This is a genomic window from Kitasatospora sp. NPDC101108 (genome assembly GCF_055584725.1).
Genome location: NZ_JBVJLM010000038.1, coordinates 1 through 17,138, shown reverse-complemented (window position 1 = coordinate 17,138; position 17,138 = coordinate 1). Strand labels below are relative to the sequence as shown.

The window sequence follows — 17,138 nt, the reverse complement described above, 5'->3', positions numbered from 1 at the left end:
GGCATCCGGAGGGAGTGGGCCGTCATGGCAGACGAGAGGCACGCCCCGGCGTCCGGGGACGCGCCGGCCCGCAGGCGCGGCCAGGGCGAGCTGGAGGCGCAGGTGCTGGCGGTGCTCCAGCAGGCGCCCGGCCCGGCCAGCGCGGGGTGGGTCCAGGAACGCCTGGAGGGTGACCTCGCGTACACCACGGTGATGACCATCCTGTCCCGGCTGCACGCCAAGAACGCCGTCTCGCGGAGCCGCTCCGGCCGCTCCTACCTGTGGCAGGCCTCCTCGGACGCCGCTGGGCTGGCCGCACTGCGGATGCGCCGGATGCTCGACGGCGAGGCGGACCGGGACGCGGTCCTCGCCAGTTTCGTCACCGCGCTGCTGCCGCACGACGAGGAACTGCTGCGGGCGCTGTTGGACGCCGCGTCCGCGGATCCGGCAGCGGCCGACCGTGAGAGCTGATCCGTGGGCTTCTTCGTCTTCCTCCCGCTCATCCTGCCGCTGACCGCGGTGCCGATCGCCCGGCTGACCGAGCAGCACCTGCACCCGCGCGGTGCGGCCCGGCTGATGACGGTGATCAGCGCCGTGATGGCGGTGTGCAGCGTGCTGTGCCTGGGCCTGATCGGCGTGGTGGGCACCGCGCAGATCCCGGGCAACCCGCTGCCGGACAGCTGGTCGGACCCGGTGGTGCGGCACGCGCTGCCGTACCACGAGACGGTCGGCACGGCCGCGATGTGGCTGCTGGTGCTGGTCGGCTTCACCTGCTGCCGGACGGTCGTGCGGCACCTGCGGGTCCGCTCCCGGGCCCGGCGGGCACTGGCCGGGCTGGCCGAGGGGCCGGCCGGGGAGGAGGGCCTCGCGGTGCTGCCGGACCGCAGTCCGTACGCCTACGCGCTGCCCGGCTCGCCCGGGCGGGTGGTGGTCTCCACCGGGATGCTGGACGGGCTGGCCGAGGACGAGCGCGTGGCGCTGCTCGCGCACGAGCGGGCGCACCTGCGCCACCGCCACCACCGCTACCTGCTGGCCACCCAGCTCGCCGCCTGCGTCAACCCCTTCCTGCGGCCGCTCCAGGAGGCGGTGGCGTTCAGCGCGGAGCGGTGGGCGGACGAGGAGTCGGCCCAGGTGGTCGGCGACCGGCGGATCACCGCCCGGGCGGTGGCCCGCGCGGCCCTGGTCTCGCACGCCGCCCCGGCGCCGGGCTTCGCGGCCTTCGCGGCCCCGGCCGCCGGCCAGCCCGGCCCGGTGCCGCGCCGGGTGGCGGCGCTGCTCGGCCCGGTGCCGACGGCCCGCAACTGGCCGCCGGCCAAGACCCCGGCGGGCCTGGCGGCGATGGTCGCCGCAGTCGGTACGGCGGCGTCGGCGCTGTGCGCGCTCAACGCGGCGGTGGCCCTGCTGGTGGTGCTGAAGGCCGTCACCCCGCTGTAGGGGTGGCGCTGACCGCCGTCACCCCGCTGTAGGTCCCGGACCCGGCCGGCCGGGCTCAGAGCCGGACGATCATCTTGCCGGTGTTGGCGCCGCGCAGCATGCCCAGGAAGGCCTCCACCACGCGGTCGAAGCCGTCCACGACGGTCTCGTCCGGGACGACGGCGCCGGAGCGCAGGTGCGGGACGAGGAAGTCGTACAGCTCGGGGCGGGCGTCCAGGTGGTTGCGGACCAGGAATCCCTCCAGGCGCAGGCTCTTGCCGACCACGTCGTAGAGGTTGCGCGGTGCGGCCGGCGGGTTCTTGGCGTCGTCGTACTGGGCGACGGCGCCGCACCAGGCGATCCGGCCGTGCTCGCGCATGGCGCTGATCGCGCCCTCCAGGTGGTCGCCGCCGACGTTGTCGAGGTAGACGTGCAGCCCGTCCGGGGCGGCCTCGCGCAGGCGGTCGGCGATCGGGCCGTCGTGGTAGTCGAAGGCGGCGTCGAAGCCGAGGTGCTCGGTGAGGTGGGCGGCCTTGGCGGCGGAGCCGGTGCTGCCGACGATCCGTCCGGCGCCGAGCAGCCGGGCGATCCGGCCGGCGGCGGTGCCGACGCCCCCGGCCGCGGCCGAGACGAACAGGCTCTCGCCGGGCTGGAGCCGGGCGATCCTGGTCAGGCCGACCCAGGCGGACAGTCCGGTGCCGCCGAGGATCGACAGGTGGGCGCTGAGCGGGACGCCGGCGAAGTCGGGCAGCAGGTTGGCGCGCTCGGCGGTGACCACCGAGTGGGTGCGCCAGGCCTGCCGGTGGAAGACCAGGGCGCCGACCGGCAGCGCGTCGGCCCGGGACTCCACCACCCGGCCGAGGGTGCGGCCCTCCAGCGGGGCGTGCAGCTCCCAGCCGCCCTCGTCCATCTCCTCGCGCATGTACGGGTCGACGGACTGGTACAGGTTCTCGACGAGCGCCTCGCCGGCGGCCAGGGCCGGGACGGTCTCGTCGACGAAGGCGAAGTTGTCGGCGCTCGGCGCGCCCGAGGGGCGGGAGACCAGGTGGACGGCGCGGGCGGTGGGGCGGGACATCGGCGGTGCTCCGTACGGGGTGTGGGTGCGGGTGGGGTGCGGTGGGACGTGCCCACCGTAGGGAGCCCGGGAGCGGCCGAGCAGGGGCCGGCGTCGATGGAACGGGGGGTTCCATGAGCGGTGTCGATGGATGCCGGTAGGTTCGCCGCATGACCGATCTCGCCCCGCACGAGCTGCGTGTCCTGGTCGCCGTCGACGAGGAGCGGAGCTTCACGGCGGCCGCCGCGCGGCTGGACACCACCCAGTCCGCCGTCTCGCACGCCGTGCGCGCCTGCGAACGGAAGCTCGGTGCGGTGCTCTTCGAGCGCGGGCGCCACGGCGCACGCCCCACCGAGGCCGGCGCGCGGGCCGTCGGGTACGCCCGTCGGATCCTGCGGCTGCTGACCGTGATGGGCCCCGAGGTGCGGGGCGCCGGGGCCGGTGCCGGTGCGGCGGGGCCGGTGACCGGAACGCTGCGGATCGCCGCCTTCCGGAGCGCCGCCGCCCACCTGCTGCCGCCCGTGCTGGCCCGGCTGGCCGCCGAGCACCCGGGCCTCACCCCGCACGTGCGGATCGTCCGGGAGCTCGGCCGGGGCACCGCCGGGGAGGTCGCCGACGGGCGCGCCGACCTGGGGCTGGCCACCCTGGACGCCGGCGGCCCGCCGCCCGTCCCCGGCCTGGTCGCGGTCCGGCTGTACCGGGAGTCGTACGCCCTCGCCCACCCCCAGGACCATCCGGAGCCCCGCCGGCTGCCGCTGGTCGACTGGGCGGAGAACTGCGACTCCTACACCAGGGACTGGTGGCAGCGGCAGGACTGGCTGCCGCCCGCGACCGTCGAGGCGGAGGACGACACGGTGGCGCTCTCGCTGGTCGCCCAGGGCCTCGGCATGGCGGTCATGCCCCGGACGGCGCTGCTCGGCGCCCCGTCCGGACTGGCCGTCACCGATCTCGGCCCCCGGCCGCCCAGTCGCTTCGTCGGGTACGTCACCACGCCCGAGCTGGCCGGGACACCCGCCGTCCGGGCGCTGATCCGTGAGCTGCGCGAGCTGCCGCTGCCCGCCGGGCTGAGCGCCGCTCAGTCCTCGACGCTCTGACGGAGCTTGCGGAACTCGGCGGCCAGCGCGTCCAGGGTGTAGTGGGCGTTGAGGCCGCTCGGGTTGGGCAGGACCCACACCTCGGTGTCGCCGATGCGCTCCGGCTGGCGGCCGATCGCGGCCTGCCGCTTGCCGAAGGCCGTCCGGTAGGCACCGATGCCGAGCACCGCGAGGACCCGGGGCCGCAGCCGCAGCACGCGTTCGCGCAGCGCCGCGCCGCCCGCGCGCAGTTCCTCGGCGGTGAGCTCGTCCGCCTTGGCGGTGGTGCGCGGGGCGACGTTGGTGATGCCGAGGCCGAGGGCGGGCAGCTCGCCCTGCTCGTCCGGGCGGTACTGGCGCGCGGTGAAGCCGGAGCGGTGCAGGGCGGGCCAGAACCGGTTGCCGGGGCGGGCGAAGTGGTGCCCGGTGGCGCCGGACCACAGGCCCGGGTTGATGCCGCAGAACAGCACCCGCAGCCCGGGGCCGGTGACGTCCGGGATGGTGGTGTCCTGGGCGGCCCGCAGCTGTTCGGGGGTCGGCTTCGTCGGTGGCGGTGTCGGCTTCACCCGGCCAAGTCTGCCGTGGCCGCTGCCTGTGCCGTACGGCGGTCGCGCAGCATGCGCAGGCCGAACACCACCACGGCCGCGTACGTCCAGCCGATGAGGACGTCGACGATGAAGTGCTCGGCGCCGTAGACCAGGGTGACCGCCATGGCGAGCGGATAGACGACCAGCAGCGCCCGCAGCTTGCGCCCGGCGGTCGGCCAGAACAGGAACAGCAGCATCGCCGGGTAGGCGGAGTGCAGCGAGGGCACCGCAGCGACGTCGTTGGCGAACTGACTGCCGTTCTCCAGCAGGGAGTCGGCCTGCGGCAGGCCCATGGTGGAGATGGTCTCCCAGACCACCCGGTGCAGCGGCGGCAGGTTGCCCTGCTGGGCGACCAGCCACGGCGGGTCGGCCGGGTAGAGCAGGTAGGTGGCGAAGCCGGCGAAGGTCAGCGTGAAGTAGCAGGCGAGCAGCTGCCGGAAGCGCTCGTGGGCGCGCCGCCAGAGCACCGCGAGCAGGACGAAGACCACGAGGAAGTGGGAGAGGTAGACGGCCGTCGCCGCGTAGTCGTACCAGCGCGGTGAGCCCGGGGTGTAGAGCGCGTGCTGGAGCCGTACGGTCCAGGTCTCGCCGGAGCCGAGCACCTCGTCGGCGCGCAGCTGGGGCAGCCAGTGCGGGGCCCAGGGGGTGTGGGCGCCGTAGCCGCGCAGCAGGGAGTAGACCCAGACCACGGCCATCACCGGGACCCAGTCGCGCAGCACCAGGAGGAAGCCGCGCCCGCCGTGGCCGCTGTGGACGGCGGCGGTCAGCAGGGCGCCGATCAGCCAGAGGAACACCACGTCGTTGGCGAAGGCCATGCCCTGGGTGGCCAGGAACCAGACGAAGGCGGTCAGGTAGGCCGGCCAGGCCAGCAGCCGAAGTCTCGACAGTCCGGTTCGGCGGTCGCGGTCGGTCACGGGACGCAGTCGTCCGGCCCGCACCGGGGACGGTGGGGCCGGACTGAGCAGCTTCGTCATGCTCACCGAAACTAGCAACGGAAGCTTGAAGGACTCTGGATGAACTATGACCGGCCCGTAAGAAAATCCCACGGTTGGGTCAAATGCGGCCGGGCAAAGGCCCCCGAACCGGGCGGACGGGGCAGCTGGGGCACGGGCGGCGCCCGGGGTCAGGCCACGGTGGCGAGTTCGTGCGGGGTGTTGTTGAACCGCCGTCCGCCGCTCGCGGTGACGGTCACGATGTCCTCGATCCGCACGCCGAACCGGCCCGGCAGGTAGACGCCCGGCTCGATCGAGAAGCACATGCCGGGCACCAGCGGCCGTTCCTCGCCCTCGACCAGGTACGGCGGCTCGTGGGTGGTGAGGCCGATTCCGTGGCCGGTGCGGTGGATGAAGTACTCGCCGTAGCCGCCATCGGTGATCACCCGGCGGGCGATCCGGTCGATCTCCTGGCAGCTCACCCCGGGCCGGACCGCCTCGAAGGCGGTCTGCTGGGCGAGCCGGACCAGGTCGTGCACCTTCCGCACCTCGTCCGGGACATTCGGGCCGACGTGCACGGTGCGGGTGGTGTCGGAGCCGTAGCCGTCCTTGAGGCCGCCGAAGTCCAGCACCACGGCGTCGCCGGCGCGGATGATCCGCTCCCCGGCCTCGTGGTGCGGGTTGGCGCCGTTGGGGCCCGAGCCGACCACGGTGAAGTCGACCTGGCTGTGCCCGTACTGGATGAGCAGGGCGCCGAGGTCGGCGGCCACGTCGGTCTCCCGGCGGCCGGCGAAGGCGACCTCCAGGATGCCCCGGTAGGCGGCGTCCGCCGCGCCGCCGGCGGCGGCCAGGCGTTCCAGCTCCTCGGCCTCCTTGACCGCGCGCAGCATCGGCAGGGTCTCGGTGAGCGAGGTGAAGGCGGTGCCGGGCAGCGCCGACCGGAGGCCGAGCAGGTGCATCGCCCAGGCGTTGTCGGAGATGCCGTAGCGCCCGGCCGGGTCGAACAGCGGGCCGGCGGTGGCGTACGGGTCCTCGCCGTCGGACCAGTCGACCAGGTCGACGGCCGGGGCGCCGACCGCCTTCTCGGCGTCCGGCCGCTCCAGCTCGGGGACGATCAGCGCGGGCCGGCGCCCGGCGGTGAGGACGAGGGCGGTGAACCGCTCGGTGACCGCGGTGGGCTGGTAGCCGCACAGATAGGTCAGGTCGGGGCCGGGGGCGATCACCAGGCCGGCCAGCCCGGCGGCGGCCACCTCGGCGGTGGCCCTGGTCATCCGGGCGGTGTGGTCCTCGGTGGTGAACGGACGGGGCACGGTTCTTCCTCCTCGGGGCCGGACGGACTGTTCCTCGACTTCCTCGACTTCCTTCCGCGTTCCTCGACTTCCTTCCGCGTTCCTCGGTGTTCTCCGGAACCGTTCTCCGGAATCCCCCGATCGCACCGTCGGCGGATGTCGACGAAGTGCCGGAGGACCAGTGCCTCGACGTGGGCCGTCCGCCGGATCTCCTCCGGGCCGACCCCCTCGTTCCGCGCGTGGATCAGGCGGCGCGGCGCGGCCTCGTCGAGCGGGCGCCGGCCACCGTGTCGGTGCGCTCCCGGGTGGCTGGGGCGGCGGCCTCTCCCGGACCGGGTGGGAGCGCGTCCGGGAAACTCATCGGTCCTCCTCCGGTACGGCCCCGGCCGGCTGCGCGGGGGCCGTCGGGAGAGGGCCGCCGGGAGGGGGCCCCTGGGGCGGGCCGCACCCGGCCAGTTCACCCGGTTGCCGCGACCCGCGCATGCGGCGTACGGCCGTGCGGGTGACCGCCGGTCAGCTAGCGGTGGCAGTGGCGGTGGCGGTGGTGGGCCAGGCGGCGCGGCGCAGCGTGCGGCTCGCGGTCGCGGGCAGCAGGGCGGCGGCGAGCACTCCGGCGATGGAGGCCAGTGCGACGGCGAGGGAGAGGTGGTCCAGCAGCAGACCGGCGGCGAAGGCACCGGCGGGCATCCCGGCGGTCAGCAGCGTCACGGTCGCGGCGATCACCCGGCCGCGCAGCTCGTCCGGCACCTGACGGAAGACCAGCAGGTCGAGCATCACCCGCAGGGCCGGGACACCCGCGCCGACCACGAACAGGGCGACGAAGACGGTGACCGCCCCGCCGGGCAGCAGCGGCGCCAGCGGCACCGGCACGGCGGTCCAGGCCACGGCCAGCAGCAGCACGCCGGGGCCGGCCAGCCGGTGCAGCCGGGAGACCAGCAGCGCCCCCGCCAGCGCCCCGACCGCCTCGCCGGCCAGCGCCAGTCCGATCCCGCCGCTGCCGGTGCCGTGCTCGCGCAGCAGCACCATGACGGGCAGCAGCAGCGCGGCCCCGGTCAGGTTGATCACCAGCAGCACGGCCAGGGCGGGGCGCAGCAGCGGGGAGGCGGCGAGGACGCGGAAGCCGGCCAGTGCGCCGCCCTTCTCCCGCTGCTGCGGCGCGGCCGGACTGGGGAAGCGCACCACCAGCGCGGACACCAGGGAGACCAGGGAGGCGAACGCGGCGCCGAGGAAGGGCACCGAGCGGCCGAGCCCGAACAGGAAGCCGGCCAGCGGCGGGCCGGCCAGCGCGGCGCCGCTCATCCGGGCCTCGTCCTGGGCGAGCGCCTGCGGCAGCTGCTCCGGCGTGACGACGGAACGCAGCGCCAGCAGCCGGATCGGGCCGGTGTAGGCGACGGTCGCGCCGATCACGGCGGCGACCACCAGCAGGTGGACCAGGGACGGCCGGCCGAGGGCCAGTGCGGCGGGGATGCTGGCGAGGGCCAGCAGCCGGGCGGTGTCGGCGACGAGCAGCACCCGGCGGCGGTCCAGCCGGTCGGCGATCACGCCGCCGTGGACACCGAGCAGCAGGGTGGTGGCCATCTCCACCGCGCCGAAGGCCCCGGCGGCGGTGGCGGATCCGGTGAGTGCGAGCACCAGCAGGGGGAAGGCGGTGTCGCCGATCCGCATGCCGAGGGTCGCGCAGGACTGGCCGATCCACAGGGCCTGGAAGCGCAGGTTGCGCCGCAGCGGTACGGGCTGCGGTGCGTCGGCCTTCTCACCGCCCGTCGCCTGCTCGTCTTCCGCCCGCTCGTTTCCCGCCTGCTCGTCTCCCGCCCGCTCGTCCGTCGCCCGCTCGTCCGCCGTCGTGGTGCGCTCCGGCATGTCCCGACCCCCATCATTCGCGCCGACCGTCATCGTTCACGTCTTGGTGAATGATGATGTCTGCGTGAGTGGTTGCGCAAGAGTGAGCGCTCACCGAAGAGTGATTGCGTGCCGAGCGGTCGATCTGCGAGGGTGGCCCCGTGGCCGAGCACGAACAGGAACCCGCCGACGGGGACGAGCAGCAGCCCACCACCTGGGTGAAGGAGCGCCAGGTGGGCGACGTCGCCGTGCTCAAGGCGCTGGCCGACCCGCTGCGCCTCGCCATCCTCGGCGCGCTGAAGACCGCCGCCGACCGCCCACTGACCGCCAAGGAACTCGCCGCCGAGCTCGGCGAACCGCAGACCAAGCTCTACCGGCACATCAAACAGCTGGAGAAGGCCGGGCTGATCCTGGTGGCGGGCACCCGGCTGGTGTCGGGCATCGTGGAGAGCCGCTACCAGGTCGCCCAGGACTCCATCCGGCTCGCCCCGGAGATGTTCACCGCCGACTCCCCGGCCCGCTTGAAGGCGTACGACGCCATGCTGGCCGCGCTCGACCGGGTCCGCGGCGAGTTCCGTGCCCACGTCGCCGACGGGCGGCTGGACTTCGGCAGCCCGCAGGGCGACGCGGGCACGCCGTCCGGTCTGTTCGCGGACTTCGCGCTGCGGCTCGAACCGGCACGGCTGGCCCGGCTGCAGGCCCAGCTCAAGGAACTCCTCGACGAGCTCACGGCGGAAGGTCCGAGTACGGCCGACGACGCCGTGGACGTGACCCTCTTCACCCTGCTCTACGGCCTCCGGCCGGGCACGGAATCATAAATTCCGCGCCGACTGTCGGTGGGGTGGGACAGCATGTCCGGCATGTCGTATGAACTCCAGGCGCTGATAGGCATGGTGGAGCTGCTGACGGTGGCGGCCGCGGAGGTGCCGGCGGCCCGGGTGGTGCCGCTGGCGCAGGGGCTGGCACTGATCCCGGTCACCTCCGCCGTGCTGTCCGCGCTCCAGGGCGACGCCACCGTGCCCAGGCCCGGCGGCGGGGCGGGCTTCGGCTGGCACTCGGACGGCTTCGAACTCCGGCTCGCCGCCTGGTCGAAAGCCGGTCCGATCGCCTGTGTCGAGGCCGAGTACTTCGGCGGCGTCGGCACCCAGCGCGCCGCCGTCTGGTCGGACGGCCGGATCGTCCTGGGCCCGCTCACCAGCGACGGGTTCCAGCCCGGGCCGGCCGAGGGCACCCCGATCTCCCGGGCCCTGCGGTGGCTCGGCGGGCACGTCGCGCCGGGGCGGGCGGACGAGTTCGACTCGGTGGGGCTGGGCGCGCACCGCAGCACCGCGGACTGGGCGGTGGGCTGAGGCCGCGGGAGCCGACGACAGGTCAGGGCGCGACGCGCCGCCGTTCGGCGTACCTGCGGTGGCTGCGCCCGGACGGCGACCGCACGGTGGTGGGCAGGCGGTCTCGCCTGACTCCCCACCAAGAGGAAGCAGTACCCATGCGTGCCACCCGGATGGCCGCCGTGCTGACCGCAGCCCTCGCGCTGACCATGGTCGCCACGGGGTCCGCCACTGCCGCCGGCCATGGAGCCGGCGCCCCCCGAACCACGGTCACAGCCCCGACCGCCGTTGTTGTCCCGGCCGTCCCGGTCGCCCCGGCCACGGCCCCGGCGCCGCCGACCACCCTCCCGGCCGCCGATCCCGCGGTCCCGGACCCGCCCGCCACCGCGGCCGACGATCCGGCGGTGCCCGCGCTGCCCGCGCCGCCCTCCGTCCCCGCTCCGCCGGCCGACCCCACCCTCCCGACGCCCCCCACCCTCCCGACGCCCCCCACCGTTCCGGCCGTACCGGATCACAGCGCGGCCCTCGGGGCGGTCGGTGACCTCCTCAAGCAGGTCACCAGCCTGCTCTCCTCGGTGACCTCCACCGTCCCCGACCTCGGCGCCGTCCAGCAGCTCATCGCCTCCCTGCAGAGCGTCCTGCAGAAACTGCTCGCCCAACTCCCGCCGGTGTCAACGCCGGTGTCAACGCCGGTGACCGTCCCGGCCCCGAGCGGACCGTCCGGCTCCGCACCCGCGGGAATCCAGGACCAGCTCGACGCGCTGCGCGCCAGGGCGCACGCCCTGACCGCCGCCGCCCACCCCCGGTCCACCGCCGGCTGACCCGCCCCGCCGAAGCGAACGGCCCCGCCCCCGAACCCGGGAGCGGGGCCGTGCCGTCGCGTCCCCGCGGACGGGGGAGCGGCTGGTCGACTAGCGGTAGTTCACGAACTGGATCGCGAAGTCCAGGTCCTTGCCCTTGAGCAGGGCCTGGACGGTCTGGAGGTCGTCGCGGCTCTTGGAGCTGACGCGCAGCTCGTCGCCCTGGACCTGCGCCTTGACGCCCTTCGGGCCCTCATCCCGGATGATCTTCGCGACCTTCTTGGCATCCTCCGTGGTGATGCCCTCCTTGATGTCCGCGAAGATCTTGTACTCCTTGCCGGACAGCTGCGGCTCACCGGCGTCCAGGGCCTTCAGCGAGAGGCCGCGCTTGACGAACTTCGTCTGCAGCACGTCCAGGATGGCCCGCACGCGCTCCTCGCCGTTGGCCTTCATCTCGATCTTCTCGCCGGAGCGCTTGATCTCGCCGCCCACGCCCTTGAAGTCGAAGCGGGTGGCGATCTCACGGGAGGTCTGGTTGATCGCGTTGTCGACCTCCTGCCACTCGACCTTCGAGACGATGTCGAAACTGGAGTCGGCCATGGGTGTTGGTCTCCTTGATGCTCTGGCTTCACTGACACGGCCCGCCCCACCGGGCGCCCGCCGCCCAAGCCTATCCAGCGCCACCCCGGCCCCGCCCGTGACAGCCGCGCCGCGGTCCTTGATCATCGCGTGATCTATCGAGTGGCGGAGCACCCCCCGGGATCAGGTATGGTTTACCAAGTCGAACGGGGCGAGAGCCCGGGGAGACGAAAATCCTGGCTGGTTGCCCGAGCGGCCAAAGGGAGCAGACTGTAAATCTGTCGCGAAAGCTACGCAGGTTCGAACCCTGCACCAGCCACAGGATGGAGAAACGGCCCCCGATCTGCGGAAACGCGGATCGGGGGTCTTTTCGTGCGTTCGGGTGCCGATGGGGGGAGTTATTGCGCATTGCTTGCAATTACGGTGGGCAGGCAGCAGAGTGGGGGCCGGGGGTGGGAGTCCTTCGAGCTGATCGTCTTCCCAACCGGCGCCCGCCGGGACACGGCTCCCCCCACCCCCGCCAACAGCTCCTCCCGCCGCACGGCCCTCGTCAAGGACGCGTCAAGGCTGCAGGCGGGGGCGTCAGGAACGCGTAGGGGACGGGTGGCGCCCGGGCGCGCGGACCGCAGGATTCGGTGCAACTACCGACTGCGGAGGTCCCGTCCGATGTCCAGCGCCACTTCCACCCCGGCCGTGACGGCCGACGAACCGCCGGATACCGGGGCGGGTGACGAGCGGCACCGGCTGACCGCGACGGGCGGGCTGGCGGCGCTGTCCCTGGACGCGATGGCCTCGGTGGCGTACGGCCCGGAGTCGATCGTGCTGGTGCTGGCCGCGGCCGGTTCGTACGGGCTGGGCTTCACCCTGCCGGTCACGGTGGCGATCGCCGTGCTGCTGGCGGTGCTGGTGGCGTCCTACCGGCAGGTGATCGCGGCGTTCCCGGACGGCGGCGGCTCGTACGCGGTGGCCAAGGAGCATCTGGGCCGGCGGACGGCGCTGACCGCGGCCGCCTCGCTGGTGATCGACTACGTCCTGAACGTGGCGGTGTCGGTGACCGCCGGCGTGGCCGCGCTGACCTCCGCGCTCCCGGGCCTGTACGGCGACCGGGTCTGGCTCTGCCTGGGCGTACTCGCGCTCGTCACCGCGGTGAACCTGCGCGGCATCGCCGAGTCGGCCCGCTGGTTCATGGCGCCGACGGCCGTGTTCGTCCTCGCCATCCTGGCGATCATCGTGGTCGGTCTGTTCCGGGACGGCCCGGTCAGCACCGAGGCCGCCGCCGGCCACGCCTCGGTGCTCGCCGAGAACGCCACCGCCGTCGGCGCGCTGCTGCTGCTCAAGGCGTTCGCGGCCGGCTGCTCGGCGCTGACCGGCGTCGAGGCGGTGGCCAACGCCGTCCCCTCCTTCCGGACCCCGCGGGTGAAGCGGGCCCAGCACACCGAGGTCGCGCTGGGCGCTCTGCTCGGCGTGATGCTGATCGGCCTGGCCGTGCTGATCGGCCGCTTCCACCTCCAGCCGGTCGACGGCGTCACCGTGCTGGCCCAGCTCGCCGACGCCTCGCTCGGCCACGGCATCGGCTTCTACGTCGTTCAGTTCGCCACCGTCGTCCTGCTCGGCCTGGCCGCCAACACCTCCTTCGGCGGCCTGCCGGTGCTGATGGACCTGCTCGCCCGGGACAACCATCTCCCGCACGTCTTCGCGCTGCGCGCCGACCGCCAGGTGTACCGCTACGGCGTGCTGTTCCTGGCCGCGGTCTCGGCCGCGCTGCTGGTCGGCTCCGGCGGCGACGTCAACAGCCTGGTGCCGCTGTTCTCGATCGGCGTCTTCGTCGGCTTCACGATCTGCCAGGTCGGGATGGTCCGGCACTGGCACCTGCACCGGCCGGACGGCTGGCGGTGGAAGGCCGCGCTGAACGGCTTCGGCGCGCTGCTGACGGGCGTCGCCACCCTGGTCGTCACCGGCACCAAGTTCACCGAGGGCGCCTGGGGCATCGTGGTGGCCCTGCCGCTGCTGGTGGTGCTGTTCGAGGCGATCCACCGCAGCTACGGGCGGATCGGCGAACGCCTGGAACTGGGGCGGGTGCCGGGCGCGGTGACCCGGCAGCGCAGCCTGGTGGTGGTCCCGGTGACGGCGATCACCCGGCTCACCCGGGACGGCCTGTCGGCGGCGCTGTCGCTCGGCGACGAGGTGTTCGCGGTCACCGTGGTCCACGACCCGGCCGACGCGGAGGCGCTGCGCCGGGACTGGGAGCTGTGGCAGCCCGGGGTGCCGCTGGTGGAGATCCCGGAGGACCACCGGCGGCTCGGCCCGCCGATCGCCGCGTTCGTCAACCGGCTCGGCGAGGAGCGCGCCTACGACCGGCTCACCGTGCTCATCCCCGAGGTCGAGCCCGCGCACTGGTGGCAGCGCGCGCTGCAGAACCGACGCGGCGCGGTGATCGACCGCGCCCTGCGGCGGCACACCGACGCGGTGGTCTGCCGGCTGCGGATGCGGATGTAGCGGCGGAGGAAACGGGGGGGGGGGGGGGGGGGGGGGGCGGCCCCCCCCCCCCCCCCGGCGGGCGCGCGGGCGGGGGGGGGGGAGCTGGGCCCCTGAGGTGGTGAGACCACAGGGGACCCCCGGACGGGGGGCGAGGGACCGCGTGCGGCCCCGGACGGCGAGCTGCCGTCCGGGGTCGTTCGTCGTCCCACCACCCCCGCCCGTCAAGGTCCCGTCAACGACCGGCCCGCACCCGTATGGAGGGCGTCAGGGGCTCCTGTACGCGCCCTTGACGGCTGGTTTGCTGCATGTGCCGGTCGTCCGCCGGTGCCGCACGGAGGCTCTTCGGCCCGTCCGCGGCATCTCCCGAACCACGCTGGTGGAGCCCATGTCCGATCTCATCTACGTCGGTGTCACGGTCGCCGTGTTCGCCGTCATCGCCCTGATCGCGCGGGGGGTGGAGAAGCTGTGAACGAGCGCAGCGAGCGAACCACTGACAGGTGCGGGTTGCGCGAAGCGCCCGCCGAGCGCGGCGAGGTGGACGCATGAGCGCCGAGAACATCGCAGGTCTCATCGTGGCCGTCGCCCTCGTCGGCTACCTCATTCTCGCGCTGATCTACCCGGAGAAGTTCTGACATGAGCTCCACTCTCGCGGGCTGGCTGCAGGCCCTCGCCCTGGTCGGCGCGCTGGTCCTGTGCTACCGCCCCCTGGGCGACTACATCGCCCGCATCCTGACCACTTCCAAGCACCTCAGAGTCGAGCGCGGCATCTACAAGGTGATCGGCGTGGACGGGGACGCCGACCAGCGCTGGCCGGTGTACCTGCGCTCGGTGCTGGCCTTCTCGGCGGTGTCCGTTCTCTTCCTCTACGGCCTGATCCGCCTCCAGGGCCACCTGCTGCTGAACCTGGGCGTTCCGCAGATGGAGGGCCACCAGGCCTGGAACACCGCGATCTCGTTCGTCGCGAACACCAACTGGCAGTCCTACAGCGGCGAGTCCGCGATGGGCCACCTGGTGCAGATGGCGGGCCTGGCGGTGCAGAACTTCGTCTCCGCGGCCGTCGGCATCGCCGTCGTGGCGGCGCTGATCCGGGGCTTCACCCGGAACCGGACCGACCGGCTCGGCAACTTCTGGGTGGACCTCACCCGGATCAACCTGCGCCTGCTGCTGCCGATCTCGATCGTCTTCGCGCTGGTCCTGGCCGCCAACGGCGTGATCCAGAACTTCCACGGCTTCACCGACGTGACCACCCTCAGCGGCCAGGTGCAGCGGATACCCGGCGGCCCGGTGGCCTCCCAGGAGGCCATCAAGCTGCTCGGCACCAACGGCGGCGGCTTCTTCAACGCCAACTCGGCGCACCCGTTCGAGAACCCGACCGGCTTCACCAACCTGCTCCAGGTCTTCCTGATCCTGCTGGTCCCGTTCGCCCTGCCGCGCACCTTCGGCCGGATGGTCGGCGACAACCGCCAGGGCTACGCGGTCGTCGCCGTGATGGGCCTGTTCTGGGTCGCCTCGACCGCCCTGCTGACCTTCGCCGAGTCGCAGCACGGGGGCAGCGCCCTCCAGGCCGCGGGCGCCGCGATGGAGGGCAAGGAGCAGCGTTTCGGCATCGCCGCCAGCTCGCTGTTCGCCGCCTCGACCACGCTGACCTCGACCGGCGCGGTCAACTCCTTCCACGACTCGTTCACGCCGTTCGGCGGCGGGCTGACCGTCTTCAACATGATGCTGGGCGAGATCGCGCCCGGCGGTGTGGGCTCCGGCCTGTACGGCATGCTCGTGCTGGCGGTCGTCGCGGTGTTCGTCGCCGGTCTGATGGTGGGGCGTACCCCCGAGTACCTGGGCAAGAAGCTCGGCGGCCGGGAGATGAAGTTCGCCTCGCTGTACATCCTCACCACCCCGACCGTCGTGCTGGTCGGCACCGGTGTGGCGATGGCCCTGCCGGGTGAGCGGGCCGGGATGCTCAACTCCGGCGCCCACGGCTTCTCCGAGGTGCTGTACGCGTTCACCTCGGCCGCCAACAACAACGGTTCGGCCTTCGGCGGCATCACCGTCAACACCGACTGGTACGACACCGCGCTCGGCCTGGCGATGATCTTCGGCCGTCTTCTGCCGATCGTCTTCGTCCTGGCGCTGGCGGGCTCGCTCGCCCAGCAGCAGCCGGTTCCGGCCACCCCGGGCACCCTGCCCACCCACAAGCCGCTGTTCGTGGGCCTGCTCTCGGGCGTGATCCTGATCGTCGTCGGCCTCACCTACTTCCCGGCCCTGGCTCTCGGGCCGATCGCGGAAGGTCTCTCCTCCTGATGTCCACCCCTACGCTCAACCCCGCACCGGCCGACACCGAGGCCGCGCCGCCCGCCGCGCCGCACAGAGTCTCGGGCGGCCTCCTCGACCCGAAGCTGATCCTCGCGTCCCTGCCGGACGCGGTGAAGAAGCTCGATCCCCGGGTGATGGTCAAGAACCCGGTGATGTTCGTGGTCGAGGTCGGCTCGGTGGTCACCACCGTCTCCGCGATCGCGAACCCGTCGGTGTTCGCCTGGGCGATCACCGTCTGGCTCTGGCTGACCACGGTCTTCGCCAACCTGGCGGAGGCCGTCGCCGAGGGCCGCGGCAAGGCCCAGGCCGACACCCTGCGCAGGACCAAGACCGAGAGCGTCGCCCGCCGGCTGACCGACTGGCCGGGCAGTGACGCCGAGGAGGAGGTCCCTGGCACGGCGCTCCAGCTCGGCGACCACGTGGTGGTCGAGGCCGGGCAGATCATCCCGGGCGACGGCGACGTCGTCGAGGGCGTCGCCTCGGTGGACGAGTCGGCGATCACGGGTGAGTCGGCGCCGGTCATCCGCGAGTCCGGTGGTGACCGCAGCGCCGTCACCGGCGGTACGAAGGTGCTGTCCGACCGGATCGTGGTGAAGATCGCCTCGGAGCCCGGCAAGTCCTTCATCGACCGGATGATCGCCCTGGTCGAGGGCGCCGCCCGGCAGAAGACGCCGAACGAGATCGCGCTCAACATCCTGCTGGCCTCGCTGACCATCGTCTTCCTGGTCGCGGTGGTCACGCTCCAGCCGATGGCCACGTTCGCGGGTGCCCCGCAGTCGATGATCGTCCTGGTCGCGCTGATCGTGGCGCTGATCCCGACCACGATCGGCGCGCTGCTGTCCGCGATCGGCATCGCGGGCATGGACCGGCTGGTCCAGCGCAACGTGCTGGCGATGTCCGGGCGTGCCGTGGAGGCCGCGGGCGACGTCAACACCCTGCTGCTCGACAAGACCGGCACCATCACCCTCGGCAACCGCCAGGCCGCCGAGTTCCTGCCCGCCCCGGGCGTGGAGCAGGACGAACTGGCGAGCGCCGCCCAGCTCTCCTCGCTCGCGGACGAGACCCCCGAGGGCCGCTCGATCGTGGTGCTGGCCAAGACCGAGTACGGCCTGCGGGCCCGCGCCCAGGGCGAGCTGACCCACGCCACCTGGGTCCCGTTCACCGCCCAGACCCGGATGTCGGGCGTGGATCTGGACGAGGCCGAGGGGGTCCACCAGGTCCGCAAGGGCGCCGCCGGCGCCGTATCCCACTGGGTGACCGAGAACGGTGGTTCCGTCGGCGACGAGGTCTCCGCCCTGGTCGACGGCATCTCCGCGGCCGGTGGCACCCCGCTGGTGGTGGCCACCAAGGTCGGCGACGCTCCCGCCCGCGTGCTGGGTGTCATCCACCTCAAGGACGTGGTCAAGGAGGGCATGCGGGAGCGCTTCGACGAGCTGCGCCGGATGGGCATCAAGACCGTCATGATCACGGGCGACAA

At 73.3% G+C, this 17,138-nt stretch carries 16 protein-coding genes and 1 tRNA gene; 11 read left to right on the top strand and 6 right to left on the bottom strand.

Annotated features, from left to right (window positions below):
* Positions 1–24: 24 nt before the first annotated feature.
* Together ACZ6Z8_RS37895 and ACZ6Z8_RS37890 are read left to right on the top strand one after the other, a co-directional pair.
* Entirely contained in the window at positions 25–450 is a 426-nt protein-coding gene (locus ACZ6Z8_RS37895) for a BlaI/MecI/CopY family transcriptional regulator (RefSeq protein WP_030284173.1), read from the top strand.
* A 3-nt stretch (positions 451–453) separates the two neighbouring features.
* The gene (locus tag ACZ6Z8_RS37890; protein ID WP_465614511.1) at positions 454–1,413 is read left to right on the top strand and encodes a M48 family metalloprotease; all 960 of its coding nucleotides are present in this window, start codon (positions 454–456) and stop codon (positions 1,411–1,413) included.
* A gap of 55 nt (positions 1,414–1,468) precedes the next feature.
* On the opposite strand, the gene ACZ6Z8_RS37885 is transcribed toward ACZ6Z8_RS37890, so the two are convergent.
* Positions 1,469–2,467 carry an NADP-dependent oxidoreductase gene (locus tag ACZ6Z8_RS37885; protein WP_465614510.1) on the bottom strand — a complete coding sequence of 333 codons (999 nt, stop codon included), beginning with the start codon at positions 2,465–2,467 and terminating at the stop codon, positions 1,469–1,471.
* Between the two features lie 149 nt (positions 2,468–2,616).
* Here ACZ6Z8_RS37885 and ACZ6Z8_RS37880 point away from each other — a divergent pair, with 149 nt between their 5' ends.
* On the top strand, positions 2,617–3,540 hold the full coding sequence (locus ACZ6Z8_RS37880; RefSeq protein WP_465614509.1) for a LysR family transcriptional regulator: 924 nt from the start codon (positions 2,617–2,619) through the stop codon (positions 3,538–3,540).
* Here ACZ6Z8_RS37880 and mug read toward each other — a convergent pair.
* The 4 genes from mug to ACZ6Z8_RS37860 all read right to left on the bottom strand — a co-directional run bounded on the left by mug (position 3,522) and on the right by ACZ6Z8_RS37860 (position 8,187).
* Positions 3,522–4,085, bottom strand: a complete 564-nt coding sequence (gene mug, locus ACZ6Z8_RS37875; protein WP_465614508.1) for a G/U mismatch-specific DNA glycosylase — start codon at positions 4,083–4,085, stop codon at positions 3,522–3,524. The genes ACZ6Z8_RS37880 and mug overlap by 19 nt on opposite strands.
* Positions 4,082–5,080, bottom strand: a complete 999-nt coding sequence (locus ACZ6Z8_RS37870) for a phosphatase PAP2 family protein (protein ID WP_465614507.1) — start codon at positions 5,078–5,080, stop codon at positions 4,082–4,084. Before ACZ6Z8_RS37870 ends, mug begins: the two co-directional genes overlap by 4 nt.
* A gap of 149 nt (positions 5,081–5,229) precedes the next feature.
* Complete coding sequence (locus ACZ6Z8_RS37865; RefSeq protein WP_465614525.1) at positions 5,230–6,309, bottom strand: M24 family metallopeptidase; 1,080 nt, start codon at positions 6,307–6,309, stop codon at positions 5,230–5,232.
* 531 nt (positions 6,310–6,840) lie between these two features.
* Positions 6,841–8,187 (bottom strand): MFS transporter, encoded by a 1,347-nt coding sequence (locus ACZ6Z8_RS37860; RefSeq protein WP_465614506.1) that lies wholly within the window; start codon positions 8,185–8,187, stop codon positions 6,841–6,843.
* A gap of 140 nt (positions 8,188–8,327) precedes the next feature.
* Between ACZ6Z8_RS37860 and ACZ6Z8_RS37855 the strand changes: the two genes are divergently transcribed.
* The 3 genes from ACZ6Z8_RS37855 (at position 8,328) to ACZ6Z8_RS37845 (ending at position 10,315) form a co-directional block, all read left to right on the top strand.
* Complete coding sequence (locus ACZ6Z8_RS37855; RefSeq protein ID WP_465614505.1) at positions 8,328–8,984, top strand: helix-turn-helix domain-containing protein; 657 nt, start codon at positions 8,328–8,330, stop codon at positions 8,982–8,984.
* Between the two features lie 42 nt (positions 8,985–9,026).
* Positions 9,027–9,515, top strand: a complete 489-nt coding sequence (locus ACZ6Z8_RS37850; protein ID WP_465614504.1) for a hypothetical protein — start codon at positions 9,027–9,029, stop codon at positions 9,513–9,515.
* Between the two features lie 137 nt (positions 9,516–9,652).
* Positions 9,653–10,315 carry a hypothetical protein gene (locus tag ACZ6Z8_RS37845; protein WP_465614503.1) on the top strand — a complete coding sequence of 221 codons (663 nt, stop codon included), beginning with the start codon at positions 9,653–9,655 and terminating at the stop codon, positions 10,313–10,315.
* 90 nt (positions 10,316–10,405) lie between these two features.
* Here ACZ6Z8_RS37845 and ACZ6Z8_RS37840 read toward each other — a convergent pair whose 3' ends face one another.
* Positions 10,406–10,894 (bottom strand): YajQ family cyclic di-GMP-binding protein, encoded by a 489-nt coding sequence (locus ACZ6Z8_RS37840; RefSeq protein WP_465614502.1) that lies wholly within the window; start codon positions 10,892–10,894, stop codon positions 10,406–10,408.
* Between the two features lie 217 nt (positions 10,895–11,111).
* Between ACZ6Z8_RS37840 and ACZ6Z8_RS37835 the strand changes: the two genes are divergently transcribed.
* The 5 genes from ACZ6Z8_RS37835 to kdpB all read left to right on the top strand — a co-directional run.
* Positions 11,112–11,192 (top strand) — tRNA-Tyr (locus ACZ6Z8_RS37835).
* Positions 11,193–11,539: 347 nt separating this feature from the next.
* On the top strand, positions 11,540–13,369 hold the full coding sequence (locus ACZ6Z8_RS37830; protein WP_465614501.1) for an APC family permease: 1,830 nt from the start codon (positions 11,540–11,542) through the stop codon (positions 13,367–13,369).
* Between the two features lie 524 nt (positions 13,370–13,893).
* Positions 13,894–13,983, top strand: a complete 90-nt coding sequence (gene kdpF, locus ACZ6Z8_RS37825) for a K(+)-transporting ATPase subunit F (protein WP_037831562.1) — start codon at positions 13,894–13,896, stop codon at positions 13,981–13,983.
* Position 13,984: 1 nt separating this feature from the next.
* Positions 13,985–15,649 carry a potassium-transporting ATPase subunit KdpA gene (kdpA, locus tag ACZ6Z8_RS37820; protein ID WP_465614500.1) on the top strand — a complete coding sequence of 555 codons (1,665 nt, stop codon included), beginning with the start codon at positions 13,985–13,987 and terminating at the stop codon, positions 15,647–15,649.
* On the top strand, positions 15,649–17,138 hold a 1,490-nt coding region (gene kdpB / locus ACZ6Z8_RS37815; RefSeq protein ID WP_465614499.1), incomplete at its 3' end, for a potassium-transporting ATPase subunit KdpB. The genes kdpA and kdpB, both read left to right, overlap by 1 nt.